Below are 18,127 nucleotides of genomic sequence, written 5' to 3' on the forward strand. Positions count from 1 at the left end.
GTCACCGGCCGGGCGCATTCCGGCCACGTAAGCGTTAACGTCACTCAACGCGTATGATCGAACGGCTCTGCGGCTTCGATCTGCGCGACTATGTCCTGCGGATCGTTTCCCGAAGCCCCGGAAGGACATGATGGATAACAATCAATCCGCAAACCCCCTGCTATCCGCACCCGCCATTGAGCGGGTCCGCCATGAATTGCGTCGCCGCCTGCTGACGGTCGAGAGCGTGGCCGACGTCACCCCCCGCATGCGGCGAATCGTTCTCACGGGCGAAGACCTCGTCGATTTCGTCAGTCTTGCGCCCGACGACCATATCAAGGTCATCGTGCCCGCCGCCGATGGCGCCGAGGAGCGCCGCGACTACACCCCGCGCCGCTATGACAACGCCGCTCGCAGCCTGACCATCGACTTCGCCCTTCACGAGGCTGGTCCCGTCACGCAATGGGCGATCGATGCCCGCCCGGGAACGGCCCTCGAAATCGGCGGTCCGCGCGGTTCGGCAGTGGTCTCCAGCACCGTGAAGAGCTGGCTGCTGGTCGGCGACGAAACTGCGCTGCCCGCAATCGGCCGCCGCATCGAGGAGAGCGGCGCGGGAACGGCGATCAGCCTTCTCGGCGCTGTCGCCGGACCGCAGGAGGAACAATCTTTTGAAACGGCCGCGGCGCTGACAACGCGCTGGGTGCACCGCCCGCTATCCGATGCCACCAATGCCGCGCCCCTGATCGCCGCCTTGAGCGGCATCGACATAGCTCCGCAAACACTGGTCTGGGTCGCTGCCGAAGCATCGGTGGTGCGGGCAATCCGCGCCCATCTCGTCGAGGAGCGCGGCTACCCGCTCGCCTGGATCAAGGCTTCCGGCTACTGGGTCAGGGGCAAGGCAGATACGACCGAGAAGTTCGGTTAGTTTTAGACCCAGCGGCGGAAAGCGCGCGGATGCCGGAGAGCAGGGCATCCGGCGCGGTCCGGTCATTCTAGGGATGTCCTCTGGTTCCCGTCATCACCAAGGCAGCGTGCCGTTGTGGTTGAAATATCCAGCCGTCGGGCCGCTATCGTCGAGCGTCGCTAGCGTCACGGCGACCTCGGCTGCCTGCTCGACCGTCCGGTATCCGGTATTGCCGTTCATCTCGGTGCTCGTATAGCCGGGATCGGCGGCGTTGACCTTGATGCCAAACGGCTCAGCCGCCTTGGCGATTGACACCGTCGCGGCATTGAGTGCGGATTTGGAGCTGTTGTATCCCAGCACGTTGACGCCGTAGAACTCATTCTCCGGATCGAGCAGCGATTGGATGGAGCCGAGTTCGCTGCTCATCATCACAATGCGCCCGGCCTTCGAGGCCTTGAGCAGCGGCAGGAAAGCCTGCGTCACCCGGATCGGCCCGAAGACATTCACCTCGTAGACGTCTTTGATGGACTCCATCGGCTCATCGAGCGGCGAGAGGCCGAAGCTTCCGGCGATTCCGGCATTGTTGACCAGAACGTCGAGAGAGCCGGTCTGTCCGGCAAGAGCCGCGGCTGCCGCGGCCACGCTGCGGTCGTCCGTCACATCGAGTTCGAGCCAACGCGCATCGCGGCCTTTGGCCCTTAGCTTTGCGGCGGCTTCTTCGCCGCGTTCCCGGTCGCGGCAGCCGAGCCAGACCCGGTAACCCTCCGCCGCCAGGCGTCTTGCGATTTCCAATCCGATACCCTTGTTGGCGCCGGTCACCATTGCAGTCTTCATGATGGTCATGTGTCACTCCGTTTGTGGAGCATCACAGATCGTGCAGATCACGCCCTTGGTGTGAGCCGCAAAATCCCGGCTTCTTGCCTATTCCTCCTGAGCTGCTGCCCGCAGCGCGCCGGTGCCTTGTCTTGCGTCCGGCGGCCATGCCACCATATGTCCATGATGGAAGCGATGGACGAATTGCGCGATCGCGCGCTGAGATACGCGCAGGGCCAGCGCACTGAAACGCTGGTACCGCGCGTGACGATCACCAAGGACGCGGCGCTGACGGGCATGACGCCGGGCATTTATGAGCCGATGCTCTGCCTTGTTCTCCAGGGCGCAAAATGCGCGATCATCGGCGACAGAAGGCTGCACTACGACCGTGCGAGCTATTTCGTGGCAAGCATCGAAGTCCCTGGGGCCTGCCAGATCGTTGAGGCGCGTCCTGAAAGTCCCTATCTTGCACTCGCCCTGACGCTGGACATCCCGACGGTTGCGGAAATCATCATCGACATGCCAGGCCTCCCGCCAATTGCCGATGGTCCCGGTTTCGGCATCAGTCCGGTGACGCATGAACTTGCCGATGCATGGCTGCGGCTGGTGAAGCTGTTCGATACACCTGCCGACATTCCGATCATGGCGCCGATGCTGGAGCGTGAGATCATCTACCGCGTACTGCAGGGGCCGCACGGACCGATGATCCGCCAGCTCGCCCGCAGTGACAGCCGCCTCGGCCAAGTCCGCCGCGCCATCAGCCACATCCGCGAACACTTCGATCAGAGCGTGACGATCGAAACGCTTAGCTGCATTGCCGGCATGAGCCCGTCCGTCTTCCACAAGCATTTCAAGGATGTGACGGCGATGAGCCCGATTCAGTACCAGAAGAAGCTTCGGCTGCATGAGGCACGCCGCCGCCTGCTCGCCGATCCGGGCGATACGGCGCGCGTCGCCTTTTCCGTCGGCTATGAAAGCGCCACCCAATTCAGCAGGGAATATGCGCGCCAGTTCGGACTGTCGCCCGCACGCGATGCCGGAAGATTGAGGGCGCGTAATTCCGAAAGCAGCGAACTGATCGACGTCTGAGCGTGCTCACGCCGCGGCGCGGACCCGTGCTTCCTCGCGGATGCGGTTGACCATCGAGCGCAGCCCGTTGGAACGCTGCGAGGAGAGGTTTTCGACTAGGCCGATCTTGGAGAAGATCTCGAAGGCGTCGAGCGCGGCGATCTCCGAAGCCTTCTTGCCGGAATAGGTGGCGAGCACGATGGCGACGAGGCCGCGCACGATGTGCGCATCGGAATCGCCCTCGAAGGTCAGGACCGGATTTTCCGGATCGCCCGCGGTTTGCGTCACCAGCCAGACCTGGCTTGCGCACCCCATCACCTTGTTCTCGGAGGTCTTCTTGTCGTCCGGAAGGTTCGGCAGCGCCTTGCCGAGCTCGATGACATAGCGGTAGCGGTCTTCCCAGTCGTCGAGAAAAGAGAAATCGTCGATGATCTCGTCGAGAGATGCCATGGTCGGGCCTTTCGCTGTTGCCAGTGATATAGGTGAAGTGGCGCCGCTTTTGAACCAGTAAAAAGAAAAACGCCGTGAAGGATGGGCATCCTCACGGCGCAGCAAACGCTGAAAGCAAACAGGGCAGGCACGTCAGGCACGGGACATCTCCACCTCTGCGGACTGCCGGTGCAAGCTTGGGATGCGGCTTGGGCCGCGGAATTCTTAGAGAACCGGCTTTGGCGTCGGCAGCGGAATGGTGCCGGTCACGACCTCGTCGGAGGCCGAACCGTCATCCACAGGCGGGCGGTAGGGCATCGGCTGGTTCAGCGCGGCAGCCTTTTCCTCCGTCATGGAAGGCGCAACGGCCGCAACGGGTGCTGCGCCAAGCGGAGCGTCAGGCGTTGCCTCTGCCAGCTTCGGTGCGGCGGTCTTATTGTCGGCGAACTTGCTATCGAGCAGCTCATAGGCGACACGGGCGCCTTCGCGGGCCCGGTAGCCGAGTGCCGTCAGGGTCTCGCCGCCCTTGGCGCAGACCTCCGGTTTCTCGCTGCACATGCCGGTGATATAGTCATAGGCGCCGCTGACGGCAGTGAAGGCGTCGGAGAATTGAATTTGGGGGTCGCCCGCAAGCCGCGTCGAACTCTCCGAGCTGAAGAGCGGCAGCAGTAGCAGCACAAGGCCGAACCAGAACGATCCTTTGATCAGTAACCACATTATCGTGCCCATCCTGTTTTCCCGTTCGGTCTTGCCGCCGAATCAGGCCCGGTTTTCCGGTGTGCTTTCACCCTAGCGATGAAGTGCAAATGCCGGTTTTCGAAACTTGGTGGCATTTGCGGCAAATTTAATTCGAATTTTAAATAAAGGCGTTCGCACCGCATTTCAGTCAAATTGTAGCCATCGGCGTTAAGCATGCCAGAGGCTGCCCTCTGGAATTGCAAGGGTTCTCCGGCGCGCGCCTGCCCCAAAAGTTAACGCAAACCTGAAATGTGAGCGAAATCCGCCGCTTACCCCCTATTAACCACAAAAAACAAAGCGCCTTCAGGATGGCTCAAAATGGGATTTTTGCGGCGTTTGGGCTGTGGAGCGCGTCTTTGCCTTATCCTTTCCTTAAGCCGCGCAGGCCTATTCTCCGGCTGTCTTGAAGGCCTCTTGGGGCGGGTATTGCGTGCGAGTATTGAGTGACATTGGTGGACGGGCGGCAGCCCTCGTGGATCGTGCGGCGAGAGGCTGGCTTTCCCGTATGGGAAGCGGCGAAGCCGTTGCCGAGCGGGAGCTCGTGATCCTGCGCCGCCTCATCTTTCTCTCCTCGGCAGCGCTCGTCGCGACGCCGGCGGGCCTCTCCTTCGTCACCAGCCCGGCCGTTGCTCTGCCGGCGGGTGTCGCGACCGTCTGCGCTGCCTTCCTCTTTTCGGCCGTCGGCAGCATCGCGCTTTCGCGCCACAGCGCCGTAGCGGCAAGCGTCGCGGCAGCGCCCGCGGAAGAGTTCTTCCTTGAAAACAGTGCCGGCCTCGTTCTCTTCCTCGATCCCCACGGCCATGTGACGGCTGCAGGCGGCCGCAACAGCGGCGAATTCCTTGCCTGGATGCGCGATCCGAGGGGCAGGGGCTTCATCGAGCAGGTGCATATCTCCGACCGCATTCTGTTTCTCCAGGCTCTCGACCGGCTGCGCCAGGGTGCGGAAAGCGCCAGCGTCGACCTACGGGTCGATCGGCCCAGCGTATCGCGGGACCTGCGCCAGTTTGCGCATCTGAGAATGGACATGACGGCGCAGCGCGATCTGGACGGCGGGCTCCGCGCCATCGTTGCTCAGCTACGCGACGTGTCGATCGAGCATCAGCTGCGCCTCGAAGCCGAAAGCCGGGCGGCCGATGCCGAATCAGCCAACGATGCCAAGTCGCGCTTCCTCGCCGCTGTCAGCCACGAGCTGCGCACGCCGCTGAACGCCATCCTTGGCTTCTCGGATATCCTGATCGGCGAATATTTCGGCAAGTTCGAGAACGAGCGCCAGCGGGAATATGTGAACCTTGTGCGTGATTCCGGCGCGCACTTGCTTTCCGTCGTCAACACCATGCTCGACGTGAGCAAGATCGAGGCTGGACGCTACGAGCTGGTGCTCGAGCCTTTCGATATCGGCGCCTCTGTAAGGTCCTGCGAAGCGATGCTTGCGCTGCAGGCAAAGTCGAAGGGGGTAACGCTGACCAGCCGCATCCAGCGCGATCTCGATGAGGTCGTCGCCGATCAGCGGGCGATTCAGCAGATCCTGATCAATCTCGTCGGCAATGCCGTGAAGTTCACCGAGGCGGGCGGCGCTGTTACCGTCGATGCGGCGGTGCGCGGCGGCGTTCTGCAGCTCAGTGTCAGCGACACCGGCATCGGCATCCCGGCCGACAGGCTGGAAACGCTCGGCCAGCCCTTCGTGCAGGTCCAGAACGACTACACCCGCCAGTACGAGGGCACCGGCTTGGGCCTATCGCTGGTCAAGGGCCTGGTGGCGCTGCATGGCGGTCACTTCGCGATCGCCAGCGTGCCCGGCGAAGGCACGATCATCACCATTTCGATCGCGGCGGATGGTTCCGGCGCCGGCGCCGCGGAGGCGGCCAGAGACCGGACCGTCGAGTTTCCGCCGCGCCTGAAGACTGTCGCTGCACGGGAAGAGGGATTTTTCGATGGCCGCGCGCAAGCGAAAATCGCCTAACGGAAGGAGAGGCCGGCAAAAGCCGGGCCTGCTCCTCACAGGGGCTGCCGCCTTGGGCGGCGTGGGCATGACGGGCGCTTCGGCGCTCGGCGGCGCCATTGCGCGCAACCCGTCGCTGGCGGGCGGTACCGCTGCCTTTATCGTGATCTTCAGCTTCGTCGCCGCCAATGCGCTGTGGTACCAGCCGGGCACACATCCGCATCCTTTCTTCCGCACCCGTGATGCGCGGTTTCCCTTCTCGATCGGCCGTTCGGCTTCAACCGAACCGAACCCGGCTGACGTCACCACTTTCAAGATCGAGCGCCCGGGCGACGAAAGTGCTGCCGTCACCACCAGTGCGACGCCGCCGGCGGCTGCACCCGGCCAGCAGCCGAGCCAGCTCGTCATGGACATCCAGCAGGAATTGATTCGCCGCGGTCTCTATAACGGCACGGCCGATGGTGTCATCGGCCCGCGAACGAGCGCTGCGATCCTGTTCTTCGAGGAGACCGTCGGCATGCCGCAGGGCGGCGATGCGACGCCGGAAGTACTCGCGGCGCTGAAGACCGGTTCCATCGGGCCTACGACCATTCCGGCCGAGAAGCCGCCCGAGGACGTGTCATCGCAAGCCTCTGCCGAAGACCCGGTCGCTGCCGCAATCCGCAGCGCCGAGAAACAGGTCAGGACGGCGCCTTCCGCGCCGAAACGCGTCCCGTCATCCGAGCTTACCAATGTCGATTTGGTGCTGGAGATCCAGAAGGGCCTCGCCAACATGGCCTACGCCAATGTCGGCGTCGACGGCGTCGCCGGCGAACAAACCCGCGCCGCCATCCGCCACTTCCAGAAGCACTACAACCTGCCGGAAAATGGCGAACCCAATACGGCGGTGCTGAAGAAGCTCAAGGAAATCGGCGCGATCTAGGGCTGGTTCTCAGATTAAAGTTGTAAAATACCACTCTCAGGTGCTCTGATCTGCCTTTAACATTGGCAGGCCCCGTTTCGTCCAGATCGATCGACGGCAGCCCATCGCGTCATTTCTTGACCGAAGGCGAGGCGGATGGGTGTGACCGGATGCCGCAACCCGCTGCTCCCCTGTAGCTGCTCGCATGCCTTCGCCGTACGGGAGTTCTGGCCGGATTCATTGAGGTTGCGGGCCCAAATACCCGCGTTGCCGGTCACTCAAAGCGTAACAGATCCCCGAGCTAGCCAGATCATAATGTGGCGGAACTCCTTGAATTAATTCCAGCGGGATCCTATCTGCGGAATTAATTAGTACGCTATCGATAAATCATATGACAAAATGCTTGCCCCACCCGTCACCCTTCGGCTCATCGAGATTTTGCGCGCATAGCGGGCAGAGAAGCACTGCCGAATATGCCGCATGCCCAGCGTTTCACAAAAAAATGATGCGCGCAGAGTCGCCCCTGGTGTTATCGAGTCGACCTGCGACCGGGGGGTCAGTCAGGAACTGAAAGGTGTGATTGAAAAGTCACTTATTTCGCTTAGATGCCGATCGGAAGGTTATCTGCGTGTCCCAGCATACGGTTGGTCAGAGGGTGTGCGGCCGGAATGAGCCGTGTTCCACATCTGCCAGTTTGGCCGAATGATGCGCGAAGCCTCCGGCGGCGACCCCGCAAACCGATATTCTTGGTCGCACGATGTATAAGTCAATTGCCTCTTTAACGAGTTCCGATAACCAGCGTCTTTACAAGACGTTGTTTGACCACTTTTCCACCGTTTATCCTGCGGTCTCGAAATCGAGCATGGCAGAGTTTCATCTGGGTGGAGATCAGACCTTCCGGCTGCTTCGAGGTTCGCAGGACCTGACCTTCGAGGTTACCTATTCCGACATCTCGCGCTTTGCTTCCGTCACGCGGCTTTTGAATTCGAGGGCGCGGAAGTACACGAAGGGGGCAGCGCTTCACTGGAATACGTCCCGGGTCGCTCCGCCGCGCGGGCTTCTCAACCTTCCCCGTCCTCTAGAGGAATCGCGGGCGCCTGAAGAGGTGCTGATGGCGATATTCCATCTGGACCTGAATGATCCGGTCGAGGTGGAGAGACGAATCACCACCTGTATTGCCGCTCTCTATCCTTCCGGCCCCCGCCTGCAGGCGGACCATCAGGAAAATGACGGTCAGAGAACCGTGGCGCAGCTGGCCGATTGGCTTTCGTTCCAGGGCGCCAAGCAGGTGCTTCTGATAGACGATCCGGATGAGGCGGCGACGATGTTGATCTCCATGATGTTCGGAGGGATGGCATCGCGCGTGACCGCCGGTGAGGGGCTGCCCGACCGGGCACAACTCATTACCTACCTCAAAGGCTGCATTCAGCTTTTCGTGCGGGGCTGCCGCAGGGAAGAGCGCTCGCCCGACTCCCAGAATCCCTAGCGCTATTCCGAGATTTTTGAGTCGCCCTCTCTTGGGGCGGCACCGCTCCTCCCGATCGTGCGACGGCGCAGGATCAGGATTGTTGTCTTCATGAATCAACCAAATCGAGCAGCCAGCGGATCAGTTCGTGGCAAAAATGCAACTCGGTTCGCTTGTATTAGATTTATGGTACGACAACGTTTATTAAATAATTGACCGACCCGTACCCGTCCTGTTCTAAGGATCGCGTTACCGAAGCAAATCGCTCGGCAACGCCTGGCGGACTGAAATTTCAGGGGACCGCATCCATCGCGCAAGTAAAGAGCCAAACCGTCAGGTTGGCCTTTGGAACGGAGACACAAATGACAATCAAGAGCCTCCTTCTCGGCTCCGCTGCTGCCCTTGCAGCAGTATCGGGCGCTCATGCCGCCGACGCTATCGTCGCTGCTGAGCCGGAACCGGTTGAGTATGTTCGCGTTTGCGACGCCTATGGCACCGGCTACTTCTACATCCCCGGCACGGAAACCTGCCTCAACATCGGCGGTTACGTCCGCTTCGACGTTGGCTTCGGCGCCGGCGATGCATTCAAGAACAACGCTGCGGACGACTGGGATGCTCGTACGCGTGCACACATCAACGTTATTGCAAAGAGCGATACGGAATACGGCACTCTGACGAGCGCGATCATTCTTGAATCCAACTACCGTCCGAACGCTGTTAGCAGCGACGAGCCGACGGCTGGAGCGTCTTCCACGTTCGGCAGCTCTCAGAACACCACGGGCATCGACGAAGCCTACATCGACCTCGCCGGCGTCCGTGTTGGTAAGTTCGCCAACTGGTGGGATGACGACTTCTCGAGCGAAACCGACATCATGTCGACCCTCAATGGTTCGACGAAGCAGAACTCCATCCGTTATCAGTACGACACTGGCGACTTCTATGCCGGTATCGCTCTCGAAGAACTGGTTCAGACCGACAACGGTAACGGTCACAATGCCAACAACCTCGGCATCGACGCTTCGGTCGGCGGTAAGGTCGGTGGCTTCACCTACGCAGTCATCGGTGCTTACGACATGGATGCCGAGGAAGGCGCAGTACTCGCAAAGATCGGTGTTGACGTTGGCCCGGGCACGCTCTCGGTCGCTGGTATCTACTCCACCGGTCTGGGCGACGAAGGCTTCAACGGCTATTACGACGCCGGCGAATGGTCTGTTGCTGCTCAGTACGCACTCAAGGCGACCGACAAGTTCACGGTCACCCCGGCTGTCCAGTACATCGACAACATCGATGCCGACACCAACGGCGACTGGGACAGCGGCAACGAGATTCGCGCTGGCGTGACTCTCGATTACAAGATCGTAGAGAACCTCTCGACGAAGCTCACTGCTACCTACGTATCGGCCGATCACGACGACGCTTCGGACAACGATTGGGTTGAAGGCTTCTTCCGCCTGCAGCGCAACTTCTAATCGAAGAAATACAACTGATCAGTTTGACCTCCGATCAGTTTCGAGAGGAGAGCCCGGTATCCCAGCCGGGCTCTTTTCGTTCGTAGGAGGCCTGGCAGAGCCTTCGGGTCCGCGCTTCACGTGACAAAAATACAACGTAAACTTAAAAGAAATAATTTCTGGTACGAACACGTTTATTAAATAATTGACGAGTTGGGGGGGCGCTGTTTCATGGGCCTCGTTGCCGAAGCGCCTGCTCGGCAACGCTTCGCGGACCGGGGGCCGCACCCATCGCGCAAGTGAAGAGCCAAACCGTCAGGTTGGCCGCTGAAACGGAGACACAAATGACCATCAAGAGCCTTCTTCTCGGCTCCGCTGCTGCCCTGGCAGCAGTATCGGGCGCTCATGCGGCCGACGCTATCGTCGCTGCTGAGCCGGAACCGGTTGAGTATGTTCGCGTTTGCGACGCCTATGGCACCGGCTACTTTTACATCCCCGGCACCGAAACCTGCCTTAACATCGGCGGCTACCTCCGCTTCGACGTTGGCTTCGGCGCCGGCGATGCATTCAAGAACAACAGTGCGGACGACTGGGATGCTCGTACGCGTGCACACATCAACGTTATTGCAAAGAGCGATACGGAATACGGCACTCTGACGAGCGCGATCATTCTTGAATCCAACTACCGTCCGAACGGTTTCAGTAGCGATGCATTTACGGCTGGTGCATCTTCCACGTTCGGCGGCTCTCAGAACACCACGGGCATCGATGAAGCCTACATCGACCTCGCCGGTTTCCGCGTTGGTAAGTTCGCCAACTGGTGGGATGACGACTTCTCCGGCGAAACCGACGTGATGACAACCATCAACGGTTCGACGAAGCAGAACTCCATCCGTTATCAGTACGACAGCGGCGACTTCTACGCCGGTATCGCTCTCGAAGAGCTGGTGCAGACCGACAGCGGCAACGCCAACAACCTCGGCGTCGACGGTTCGATCGGCGGTAAGGTTGGTGGCTTCACCTACGCGGTGATGGCCGGTTACGACACGGACGCCGAGGAAGGCGCAGTACTCGCAAAGATCGGTGCTGACATTGGCCCGGGCACGCTCTCGGTCGCTGGCATCTACTCCAGTGGTTTGTCTGATGATGCCGACCACTTTAACGGCTATTACGACGCCGGCGAATGGTCGATTCTCGCTCAGTATGCGCTCAAGGCAACCGACAAGTTCACGGTCACCCCGGCTGCTCAGTACATCGACAACATCGATGCCGACGCTGACGGCAACTGGGACAACGGCAACGAGTGGCGCGCTGGCGTGACCCTCGATTACAAGATCGTCGAGAACCTATCGTCGAAGCTCACTGCTACCTACGTCTCCGACAACCACGACGGTGCGCCGGATCAGGACTGGGTTGAAGGCTTCTTCCGCCTGCAGCGCGACTTCTAATCGAAGAAATACTACTGATCAGATTGACCTCCGATCAGTTTCGAGAGGAGAGCCCGGTATCCCAGCCGGGCTCTTCTTTTTGTCGTTCAGACTTGTAATCCCTGTGCGCTAAGTCCGCCCCGGAACGGTTACGTTAGCCGCCCTATCGAATCCTCCATTCCAATCTCTCATGAGGGCTATGTCTGCGGCTTTGCGGACTAACCTGCCGATGTCGTCCATAATGGAAAATTGCTCGTCAATACCGGCACGTTTACTAAACAATTGACGGGCCGCGAGGTCTCCTGTCTTTTAAGGGCGTTGTGTTCGGGAACTCCTGGCGGACTGAACTTTCAGGGGACCGCATCCATCGCGCAAGTAAAGAGCCAAACCGTCAGGTTAGCCTCTGGAACGGAGACACAGATGACCATCAAGAGCCTCCTTCTCGGCTCCGCTGCTGCTCTGGCAGCAGGATCCGGCGCCCATGCTGCCGACGCTATCGTCGCTGCTGAGCCGGAACCGGTTGAGTATGTTCGCGTTTGCGACGCCTACGGCGCTGGCTACTTCTACATCCCCGGCACCGAAACCTGCCTCAACATCGGCGGCTACCTCCGTTTTGAAGTAGGCTTTGGCGCGGGCGATGCCTACGACAACAACGGTTCGGACGACTGGGATGCTCACACGCGTGCGCATCTCAATGTCATCGCCAAGAGTGATACGGAATACGGCACGCTGACGAGTGCGATCATTTTTGAATCCAACTTCCGGCCGAACGGCGTTCCTACCTCCGCTAAGACGGCGACATGGTCGTCCTCGGTCGGCGGTGACCAGGACGGCAGCACTGTCATCGACGAAGCCTACCTCGACATCGCCGGCTTCCGTGTTGGTAAGTTCGCCAATTGGTGGGATGACGACTTCTCGGGCGAAACCGACCTGATGACGACCATCAACGGTTCGACGAAGCAGAACTCCATTCGTTATCAGTACGGCGATGACAACTTCTACGCCGGTATCGCTCTCGAAGAACTTGTTCAAACCAACGGCGGCGCCAACAACCTCGGTATCGACGGTTCGATCGGCGGTAAGGTCGGTGGTTTCACCTACGCGGTGATGGCCGGTTACGACTCTGACGCCCAGGAAGGCGCAGTCCTTGCAAAGATGGGTGCTGACATTGGCCCGGGCACCCTCTCGGTCGCCGGCATCTACTCCAGCGGTTTGTCTGATGCTGTAGATGCTGATGGCAACCAGTTCAACGGCTACTACGATGCCGGCGAATGGTCGGTTGTCGGCCAGTATGAGCTCAAGGCAACCGACAAGTTCTCGGTCGCCCCGGCGGTTCAGTACATCGACAACATCGATGCCGACGCCAACGGCAACTGGGACGGCGGTAGCGAGTGGCGCGCTGGCGTGACCCTCGATTACAAGATCGTAGAGAACCTCTCCACGAGGCTCACAGCAACCTACGTCTCCGACAAGCACGACGCTGCGCCGGATCAGGACTGGGTTGAAGGCTTCTTTCGCCTAGAGCGCGACTTCTAGAAATACAACTGATTGGATTGATTTCCGACCGGTTTCGAAAAGAAGAGCCCGGCTCCCGGGCTCTTCTTTGTCGTTCAGACCTGCAATCCCTGCGCGAAGATTCGCAGGCTGGATCGCAGATAGCTTTTCGTCTTTCTTGCGCGTGCCTCCAGCTCGACCCCCGCACGGTCGATGCTCAGGCTTCCGAAGACGATGCCGATCAGCATCGTTGCCGCGGCGTCGGCGTCGATCACGGTAATGCGGCCTTCCTGCCTGAGCCGCCTGAACCAGTCGGATAGCTTTTCACGGGCAACCGTGAAATCCTCTCTCAATTCCGGAACATAGTCGGCTGCCTCCCAGCCGACCTCAACCAAAAAGTAGTCGCTCATATCAGCGGCCTGGGTGCTGCTACCATTATCGAGGAAAAAAGTTCGCTCGAGCATCTCCTCGATCGGCGACCGTTCATCCATCGCAGGGATGAAGAAAATGAACTCGCTTCGAGACTTCAGTATTTCGCGCAGCAGGTCGGCCTTTCCGTCGAAGAACTCGTAGAAAGTCCTTTTCGAAATGCCGCATCTGGCGGCGATCACGTCAACCGTCGTGTTGACGTATCCCGCTTCAATGAAGACATCACGGCCCCCGCTGATGATGTCATTTCTCCGCTGATCGGAGTCCACGCACTTGGGACGTCCGCGCGGCCTCTTCAATTCTGCGTTAGAGTTCACGATTTCTCCCCGCTTATAATTCATTCCCCTTGCGTTCACCGATACATGAACGCGCGCAGCTGGTACAGCACCATCAACTAAATCGTTTCAGACAGCCTCCGTTCTGCTCAGGGGACCCCCAATTGCCCGCCTGATCGGTCACTCATTGTTGCAAACTTTGAAGAGAATATGAAGTTCCTTGCAGGCACGTTCTAATTGTCTGCCGCCGGCCAACAAAATCTGACGCTGTTTGCAACTTATTAACCATATTACGTGAAGCTTCCCTAATGTACGCGGGGAGTGGCGACATAGGCAGCATTCCGGTGATCAAAGATTGTCCGCGCGATTTCCGTCCAGGGACGGTAGCGGAGCGGGCTGCGGCTGGCGGCAGAGGTATTGCGTTGCCGCTTGCTCCCGCCCGGTCTATACCGCGGCCATGAGATTGCGCACCGACATTTTCGTTTCGGCCCTGCTGCGCCGGGTCTTCGCCAAGGGGGATTTCGCAGCCGTCGAGAAGAAGGGCGCGGAGGAGGCGGGCGCGATCTTCATTCGCCAGCGCTTCCGCGACGGGTTGGAGACGCTATACGGCCCGGCGCCGCAAAGCTTCTTCGACGAGGAGGACAGCGGCACCCGTCTTTTCGAGATCAGGCTTGAGAAGGCTGAGGCCGAAAACGTGTGGGAACTGCTCCAGCGTGAACGCAGGTTCGACCCGGACCTCTGGATCGTCGAACTCGAAGCCGACGAGGTTGCGGAACTCCTTCCGCTTGCCGAGGAGCGGAAAAACCCTCTTTAGATCCTACGGCGGCTGACGATGCGGATGTCGTCTCCGGCCGGCACCCGGCGCGCCAGGCGCGGCGCTGCGGGAACCTCGTCTTCGGGTTTGTACGTATAGCTGTCGGCGCGGCGCCAGGCTTCGACCCGCTGATGGCATTCCTCGGGATCGAGCGCATCAAGAACCGCCCAGGCACGGGTGACATTGTGCTGCCGGTCGGCAAGCTGGGGGTATAGTCTCTCCAGCACGAACACCGCGTCGAGAAAACCCATTCCAAGGCTGGTCAGCGTCATTGCGAGCTGATGGCCGGAAATGTCGAGCATGATGCGTTCGGCAAGCCAGCGGCTGGCCGAAAGCGCATCGGCAAGCGCCGTTGCGAAATGGCTGGCGTCGCGCGCCCGGGCAAAGCGGACAAGCAGAGCTTGCTGAACATCGGTGAGCGTGCGCAGTCCGAGACGGTCGCCGTCTCTGTGTCCGAGATGTCTCGCCAGCCCCTTGATCCGCCTCCGCATTGCCTCTTCGCTGGCAAGGCGCTCGGCGAATTCCGCGTCTTCTATGGAGGCAGTGACCGGCGGTGGTGAGAGCACCTCTGCCGGCTCTTCGACAATCGCGCCCGGACGGGCCCGCGGCTCTGCCTGGCGCAGCGCCACGAGCGCATCGATGACCTTCGGCGACAGGCTCTCGCGGCTGACGATCGCTCTGGCGTGCGCCACACCCTGCGACCGCGCAATGATGATCAGCGTATCGTCGTCGATCGCCTGCGACGCCGTCAAAAACGGCGCGGCGATTGCGATCGGTTGACTTCCGATGAAGAGGGCGACGGCCGGAGGTATGGTCTTGCACTGGGAAAGCGCGGCAACCGCCTGGCGGCGTGCTTCGTCGGAAGAAGCCTGGAAGAGCGGCACGAACAGTTCGGCGAACTGGCGCAGCTCGGATCGCGTGGGATGCACCAACCCCTCGAAGCTGCTGATGGTCGCCATCAATACCACATCCTTTTTCCGGATGCCCAAGGGGCCCTCTAGGTCTCGAAACCGGTCACGCACACGAACACCCTGGAAACGCCGAACTCGGACCACATGCGCTGGCGGCACGCACAATCAGCCCACGCGAAGATGAACAAAGTCTACACCGGCAGGGTTAATGCTCGCTTAAGATTTTAATCAAATGCCCAGGAATGACGCACGTTAAGCGTGCGCGTTGGCCGGCCCGCAGAGCCATAAAAAACGCACCCTGCAGCCGCAAGGCGCGTCCGGACATGACTGAAGATGAAGTCTCAAAGAGCCTTGTGGGCCCGCAGGGCCGTCAGCAGCTTCTCGTTATCGGTATAGCCGGCCTGGTAGAGATCGAGCGCGGCAGAGGCGGCAGACTGCGCCTCGGTGCTTTTAATGTCCACGCGTCGTTCCGTGCACCATGCATCCAATGCGCTTCTCAGAACATCGAGGTCTTCTGATGAGAATGATGAATTCACCAGTAAAGACATTTCCTGCCCTCCGTTATTACGGCAAGAGCATATATGGTCTCCCAAGCGGTCGTTGCCTTCATATGTACGACCGATGAGACGACCATACGCCCATATCGAGGCACCGCAATCGATATTTTCGTGACGCGAACAGGCTGCAAGGACACTTTCATGTCATTGGGCCGCCTCGAATTTCTAACTCCCTGAAACCTATGTGGAAACATAATCTGCTTTTTTGTTGGTACGGTTTGAAACCAATCGGCCGGCAGCGACGTTTAGTTATCGGTCTGTCGCCCAGACGCCATGAAGTCGCATATTAGTAAACTGTTAACTATCATGTGTCTCAATTCGGATGGGAATGGCGCGATTGAGTGCTTCGGTCGTCAAGATTCCGCTTCACGGTATTTCGAACAGGAGCCGTGAGAAAGGCGCGAATGCCCTGGGCCCGAAAAGTTCGGGACCTCAGGACGCGCTGGCTCGCGCAGGCGGGCAGGGTGAAATCCGCTCACATTCATCCGTCTCGGGCAATACATGGAGACGAGAATGGCCATAGTAGTCGCATTGGCGGACCGGCGGCCGCAAGCACCCCGCCCGAAAGACAGAGAGCCCGTCAAGGCTCAGATTCTGCTCTTCACCGGCGTGCGGTATGAGCGGCTCGTAGAGATGCCGAAGCGTAAACCGCAGCGCGCACCGGTTGTGGAAAACGAGTAGAGTCTAGTTGGCAGGTGCGTAGAGACTGCAGCCGGCGTCCTGTAGGAAGCTCCTGGCTGCCTCATCGAAACTTGCCTGCGGTGCAAGGGTTCGCAGCACTGCGTAGCCCCGCGGCTGCGTCATCTCGACAAGGATGGTTGGCTGCAGTTCTGCCGGAAGCGATTTCCGAAGCCCCGTCAGCTGGATCGGGGTTGCGACGAGAACATCCAGCATTCCCCCAACCGACGTCCGGTCGTTCATGCTGAAGACCTCGTTCGAGGCGCTGTCATAGACGGCGACCGACCAGAACGGCACATTCCCTTGACCGGTGAAGCGAACAGGACCGTCCTCGAGATCGAAGGAACAGACGGCGGTGCGCACGAACGGATCATTGTTTGCAAGCCCCGTTTCATCGCCCAGTGCCGAGAGGAGATAGAACGTGTTCGAATCGCCCTCGGCAAGTACCCGCGTCGCGGCATCCCTGCCGGTATAGTGCGGCAGGGCGAGGATGATGACGAGATGCAGCAGCGCAGCGCCGAAGAGGCCGGTCAGGACCGCGAAGATCATCCTAAGCATTGCCGCACCCGATCTTCTCAAGCTTCGGCATGGCGAGATCGATAACGCCGGAGCTGCCGGCGGTCGGGGTGTCGAAGAGTGTCAGGACGAGACGGAAGGTGCCGGCCGCAGGCAGCGCCAGCCAGTTTCCCGGTTTGGCATGTGACGAGATCTCGATCGTGAAACTGCTGTCGGCGTTGCGCAGGACCGTCCAGGAATTCAACGCAGCCGGCAGGCCGGCCCGCACCGCTGCGGGATTGCCGCTATTATCGGAGGTGAACAACGTCCAAAGCCGCGCAGGCGGCGTCTGCCCGCTCATGCGATAAGTGCACGCCGCATTCAGCCGGTCACCGTTGTCGTCCACGCTCGCCGTGAAAGCCAGCCCTTCGGCTGTGCCGTAAAGCAGTTTGCCGGCGCGCGCGCGGTGGGACTTCGCATAAGGATCGGCATCGGCGGTCTGCAGCTCGGGAAAAGCCTCCCAGGCGCCGAGTTTGATCGCGCCGAAGCCCTGCGTGGCATCCAGCGCATAAAGCGAAACCATGATCCCGCCGCCGAAAGCGACAACCAGCGTGATCGCGATGAAGAGCGGGAATCGAAACACTGCAGGCCCTTGAAAACAAATCAGGCGAAAGGGTTAGCATTGATTCCGGCAGGGTGGAATGGTCGAGTGGCTAATGCGCAGGCAAAGGGGCGCATAACGCGTTGCGTTCTATAACGCATGGCGTTATGCTATCTGAATGATCCAGAGCTTCGCGGATGCCGAAACCGAGAGAGTTTGGAGCGGCCTGCGAAGTCGGAAACTGCCGTCCGATATTCAGCCGGTCGCCTTACGGAAGCTGCGCCTGATCCATCAGGCGAGGACGATAGACGATCTGCGCGTGCCACCGGGAAACAGGCTCGAAGCTTTGAAAGGCGATCGCCGCGGTCAACATTCCATTCGGGTCAACGATCAATGGCGGATTTGTTTTAGCTGGCAGGAAGGAGCAGCCCACAATGTCGAAATCGTCGATTATCACGGATGAAGGCGATCTGCTGGCCAATCCGCATCCGGGCGAAATCTTGCTGGAAGAGTTCCTGAAGCCGATGGAACTTAGCCAGAATGCTTTGGCACGTGCGATCCATGTTCCGCCGCGGCGGATCAACGAGATTGTACTCGGCAAGCGTAATGTCACGGCCGACACGGACCTTCGGCTGGCTCGTTATTTTGGACTATCGGAAGGGTTCTTTTTGGGGCTTCAGGCTGACTACGATTTGATGGAACGCCGAAGGGAAATCGGGGCCGATCTATCCTCGATCATGCCGCACGCCGCCTGAACCTGCG

The 18,127-nt window shown here is 59.9% G+C and carries 20 protein-coding genes; 12 read left to right on the plus strand and 8 right to left on the minus strand.

The genetic code is table 11. The features are described 5' to 3' along the window. Positions 1–130 precede the first annotated feature (130 nt). On the plus strand, positions 131–904 hold the full coding sequence (locus HGP14_RS05475) for a siderophore-interacting protein (RefSeq protein ID WP_168828858.1): 774 nt from the start codon (positions 131–133) through the stop codon (positions 902–904). Between the two features lie 93 nt (positions 905–997). Here HGP14_RS05475 and HGP14_RS05480 read toward each other — a convergent pair whose 3' ends face one another. Further along, positions 998–1,726: an SDR family oxidoreductase gene (locus HGP14_RS05480; RefSeq protein ID WP_168828859.1), complete on the minus strand. Its 729-nt coding sequence runs from the start codon at positions 1,724–1,726 to the stop codon at positions 998–1,000. 165 nt (positions 1,727–1,891) lie between these two features. On the opposite strand from HGP14_RS05480, the gene HGP14_RS05485 reads away from it, so the two are divergent. Beyond that, entirely contained in the window at positions 1,892–2,785 is an 894-nt protein-coding gene (locus HGP14_RS05485; RefSeq protein WP_246704370.1) for an AraC family transcriptional regulator, read from the plus strand. 6 nt (positions 2,786–2,791) lie between these two features. On the opposite strand, the gene HGP14_RS05490 is transcribed toward HGP14_RS05485, so the two are convergent. Both HGP14_RS05490 and HGP14_RS05495 read right to left on the minus strand, forming a co-directional pair. Beyond that, entirely contained in the window at positions 2,792–3,214 is a 423-nt protein-coding gene (locus HGP14_RS05490; RefSeq protein ID WP_168828860.1) for a SufE family protein, read from the minus strand. Positions 3,215–3,418: 204 nt separating this feature from the next. Next, positions 3,419–3,910: a DUF5330 domain-containing protein gene (locus tag HGP14_RS05495; protein WP_168829594.1), complete on the minus strand. Its 492-nt coding sequence runs from the start codon at positions 3,908–3,910 to the stop codon at positions 3,419–3,421. 451 nt (positions 3,911–4,361) lie between these two features. Here HGP14_RS05495 and HGP14_RS05500 point away from each other — a divergent pair, with 451 nt between their 5' ends. From HGP14_RS05500 to HGP14_RS05525, 6 genes are all read left to right on the plus strand, one after another. Continuing rightward, positions 4,362–5,891: a HAMP domain-containing sensor histidine kinase gene (locus tag HGP14_RS05500; protein ID WP_168828861.1), complete on the plus strand. Its 1,530-nt coding sequence runs from the start codon at positions 4,362–4,364 to the stop codon at positions 5,889–5,891. Beyond that, positions 5,863–6,792: a peptidoglycan-binding domain-containing protein gene (locus tag HGP14_RS05505; RefSeq protein ID WP_168828862.1), complete on the plus strand. Its 930-nt coding sequence runs from the start codon at positions 5,863–5,865 to the stop codon at positions 6,790–6,792. Before HGP14_RS05500 ends, HGP14_RS05505 begins: the two co-directional genes overlap by 29 nt. 841 nt (positions 6,793–7,633) lie before the next feature. After that, entirely contained in the window at positions 7,634–8,257 is a 624-nt protein-coding gene (locus HGP14_RS05510) for a TetR/AcrR family transcriptional regulator C-terminal domain-containing protein (RefSeq protein ID WP_168828863.1), read from the plus strand. A 341-nt stretch (positions 8,258–8,598) separates the two neighbouring features. After that, the gene (locus HGP14_RS05515) at positions 8,599–9,705 is read left to right on the plus strand and encodes a porin (protein ID WP_168828864.1); all 1,107 of its coding nucleotides are present in this window, start codon (positions 8,599–8,601) and stop codon (positions 9,703–9,705) included. A 323-nt stretch (positions 9,706–10,028) separates the two neighbouring features. Continuing rightward, on the plus strand, positions 10,029–11,132 hold the full coding sequence (locus HGP14_RS05520) for a porin (RefSeq protein ID WP_168828865.1): 1,104 nt from the start codon (positions 10,029–10,031) through the stop codon (positions 11,130–11,132). A gap of 399 nt (positions 11,133–11,531) precedes the next feature. After that, a complete protein-coding gene (locus tag HGP14_RS05525) occupies positions 11,532–12,647 on the plus strand; it encodes a porin (protein WP_168828866.1) in 1,116 nt (371 codons plus the stop codon). Positions 12,648–12,721: 74 nt separating this feature from the next. On the opposite strand, the gene HGP14_RS05530 is transcribed toward HGP14_RS05525, so the two are convergent. Then, on the minus strand, positions 12,722–13,351 hold the full coding sequence (locus HGP14_RS05530; protein ID WP_168828867.1) for a TetR/AcrR family transcriptional regulator: 630 nt from the start codon (positions 13,349–13,351) through the stop codon (positions 12,722–12,724). Between the two features lie 415 nt (positions 13,352–13,766). Here HGP14_RS05530 and HGP14_RS05535 point away from each other — a divergent pair, with 415 nt between their 5' ends. Further along, entirely contained in the window at positions 13,767–14,123 is a 357-nt protein-coding gene (locus HGP14_RS05535; RefSeq protein ID WP_168828868.1) for a DUF1491 family protein, read from the plus strand. Here the strand turns inward: HGP14_RS05535 and HGP14_RS05540 are convergent. After that, complete coding sequence (locus HGP14_RS05540) at positions 14,120–15,145, minus strand: DUF2336 domain-containing protein (RefSeq protein WP_312862097.1); 1,026 nt, start codon at positions 15,143–15,145, stop codon at positions 14,120–14,122. The two genes, HGP14_RS05535 and HGP14_RS05540, sit on opposite strands and share 4 nt — an antisense overlap. A gap of 230 nt (positions 15,146–15,375) precedes the next feature. Then, positions 15,376–15,582, minus strand: a complete 207-nt coding sequence (locus HGP14_RS05545) for a hypothetical protein (protein WP_168828870.1) — start codon at positions 15,580–15,582, stop codon at positions 15,376–15,378. 522 nt (positions 15,583–16,104) lie between these two features. Between HGP14_RS05545 and HGP14_RS05550 the strand changes: the two genes are divergently transcribed. Beyond that, complete coding sequence (locus tag HGP14_RS05550) at positions 16,105–16,272, plus strand: hypothetical protein (protein ID WP_168828871.1); 168 nt, start codon at positions 16,105–16,107, stop codon at positions 16,270–16,272. Positions 16,273–16,275: 3 nt separating this feature from the next. Here HGP14_RS05550 and HGP14_RS05555 read toward each other — a convergent pair whose 3' ends face one another. Together HGP14_RS05555 and HGP14_RS05560 are read right to left on the minus strand one after the other, a co-directional pair. Then, positions 16,276–16,827: a DUF1254 domain-containing protein gene (locus HGP14_RS05555; protein WP_168828872.1), complete on the minus strand. Its 552-nt coding sequence runs from the start codon at positions 16,825–16,827 to the stop codon at positions 16,276–16,278. Further along, entirely contained in the window at positions 16,820–17,407 is a 588-nt protein-coding gene (locus tag HGP14_RS05560; protein ID WP_168828873.1) for a DUF1214 domain-containing protein, read from the minus strand. The genes HGP14_RS05555 and HGP14_RS05560 overlap by 8 nt, the downstream gene beginning before the upstream one ends. Before the next feature lie 136 nt (positions 17,408–17,543). Here HGP14_RS05560 and HGP14_RS05565 point away from each other — a divergent pair, with 136 nt between their 5' ends. Together HGP14_RS05565 and HGP14_RS05570 are read left to right on the plus strand one after the other, a co-directional pair. Next, a complete protein-coding gene (locus tag HGP14_RS05565) occupies positions 17,544–17,828 on the plus strand; it encodes a type II toxin-antitoxin system RelE/ParE family toxin (RefSeq protein WP_168828874.1) in 285 nt (94 codons plus the stop codon). Further along, a complete protein-coding gene (locus HGP14_RS05570) occupies positions 17,800–18,120 on the plus strand; it encodes a HigA family addiction module antitoxin (protein WP_168828875.1) in 321 nt (106 codons plus the stop codon). The genes HGP14_RS05565 and HGP14_RS05570 overlap by 29 nt, the downstream gene beginning before the upstream one ends. Positions 18,121–18,127: the final 7 nt, after the last annotated feature.

This window comes from Rhizobium sp. P32RR-XVIII, from assembly GCF_012641395.1.
Lineage (GTDB): Bacteria > Pseudomonadota > Alphaproteobacteria > Rhizobiales > Rhizobiaceae > Rhizobium.

Coding starts and splice junctions, on each gene's coding strand:
- HGP14_RS05475 (WP_168828858.1), top strand. CDS start 131: ATGGATAACAATCAATCCGCAAACCCCCTGCTATCCGCACCCGCCATT.
- HGP14_RS05480 (WP_168828859.1), bottom strand. CDS start 1,726: ATGACCATCATGAAGACTGCAATGGTGACCGGCGCCAACAAGGGTATC.
- HGP14_RS05485 (WP_246704370.1), top strand. CDS start 1,892: ATGGACGAATTGCGCGATCGCGCGCTGAGATACGCGCAGGGCCAGCGC.
- HGP14_RS05490 (WP_168828860.1), bottom strand. CDS start 3,214: ATGGCATCTCTCGACGAGATCATCGACGATTTCTCTTTTCTCGACGAC.
- HGP14_RS05495 (WP_168829594.1), bottom strand. CDS start 3,910: ATGTGGTTACTGATCAAAGGATCGTTCTGGTTCGGCCTTGTGCTGCTA.
- HGP14_RS05505 (WP_168828862.1), top strand. CDS start 5,863: ATGGCCGCGCGCAAGCGAAAATCGCCTAACGGAAGGAGAGGCCGGCAA.
- HGP14_RS05510 (WP_168828863.1), top strand. CDS start 7,634: ATGGCAGAGTTTCATCTGGGTGGAGATCAGACCTTCCGGCTGCTTCGA.
- HGP14_RS05515 (WP_168828864.1), top strand. CDS start 8,599: ATGACAATCAAGAGCCTCCTTCTCGGCTCCGCTGCTGCCCTTGCAGCA.
- HGP14_RS05520 (WP_168828865.1), top strand. CDS start 10,029: ATGACCATCAAGAGCCTTCTTCTCGGCTCCGCTGCTGCCCTGGCAGCA.
- HGP14_RS05525 (WP_168828866.1), top strand. CDS start 11,532: ATGACCATCAAGAGCCTCCTTCTCGGCTCCGCTGCTGCTCTGGCAGCA.
- HGP14_RS05535 (WP_168828868.1), top strand. CDS start 13,767: ATGAGATTGCGCACCGACATTTTCGTTTCGGCCCTGCTGCGCCGGGTC.
- HGP14_RS05545 (WP_168828870.1), bottom strand. CDS start 15,582: ATGTCTTTACTGGTGAATTCATCATTCTCATCAGAAGACCTCGATGTT.
- HGP14_RS05550 (WP_168828871.1), top strand. CDS start 16,105: ATGGCCATAGTAGTCGCATTGGCGGACCGGCGGCCGCAAGCACCCCGC.
- HGP14_RS05555 (WP_168828872.1), bottom strand. CDS start 16,827: ATGCTTAGGATGATCTTCGCGGTCCTGACCGGCCTCTTCGGCGCTGCG.
- HGP14_RS05565 (WP_168828874.1), top strand. CDS start 17,544: ATGATCCAGAGCTTCGCGGATGCCGAAACCGAGAGAGTTTGGAGCGGC.
- HGP14_RS05570 (WP_168828875.1), top strand. CDS start 17,800: ATGTCGAAATCGTCGATTATCACGGATGAAGGCGATCTGCTGGCCAAT.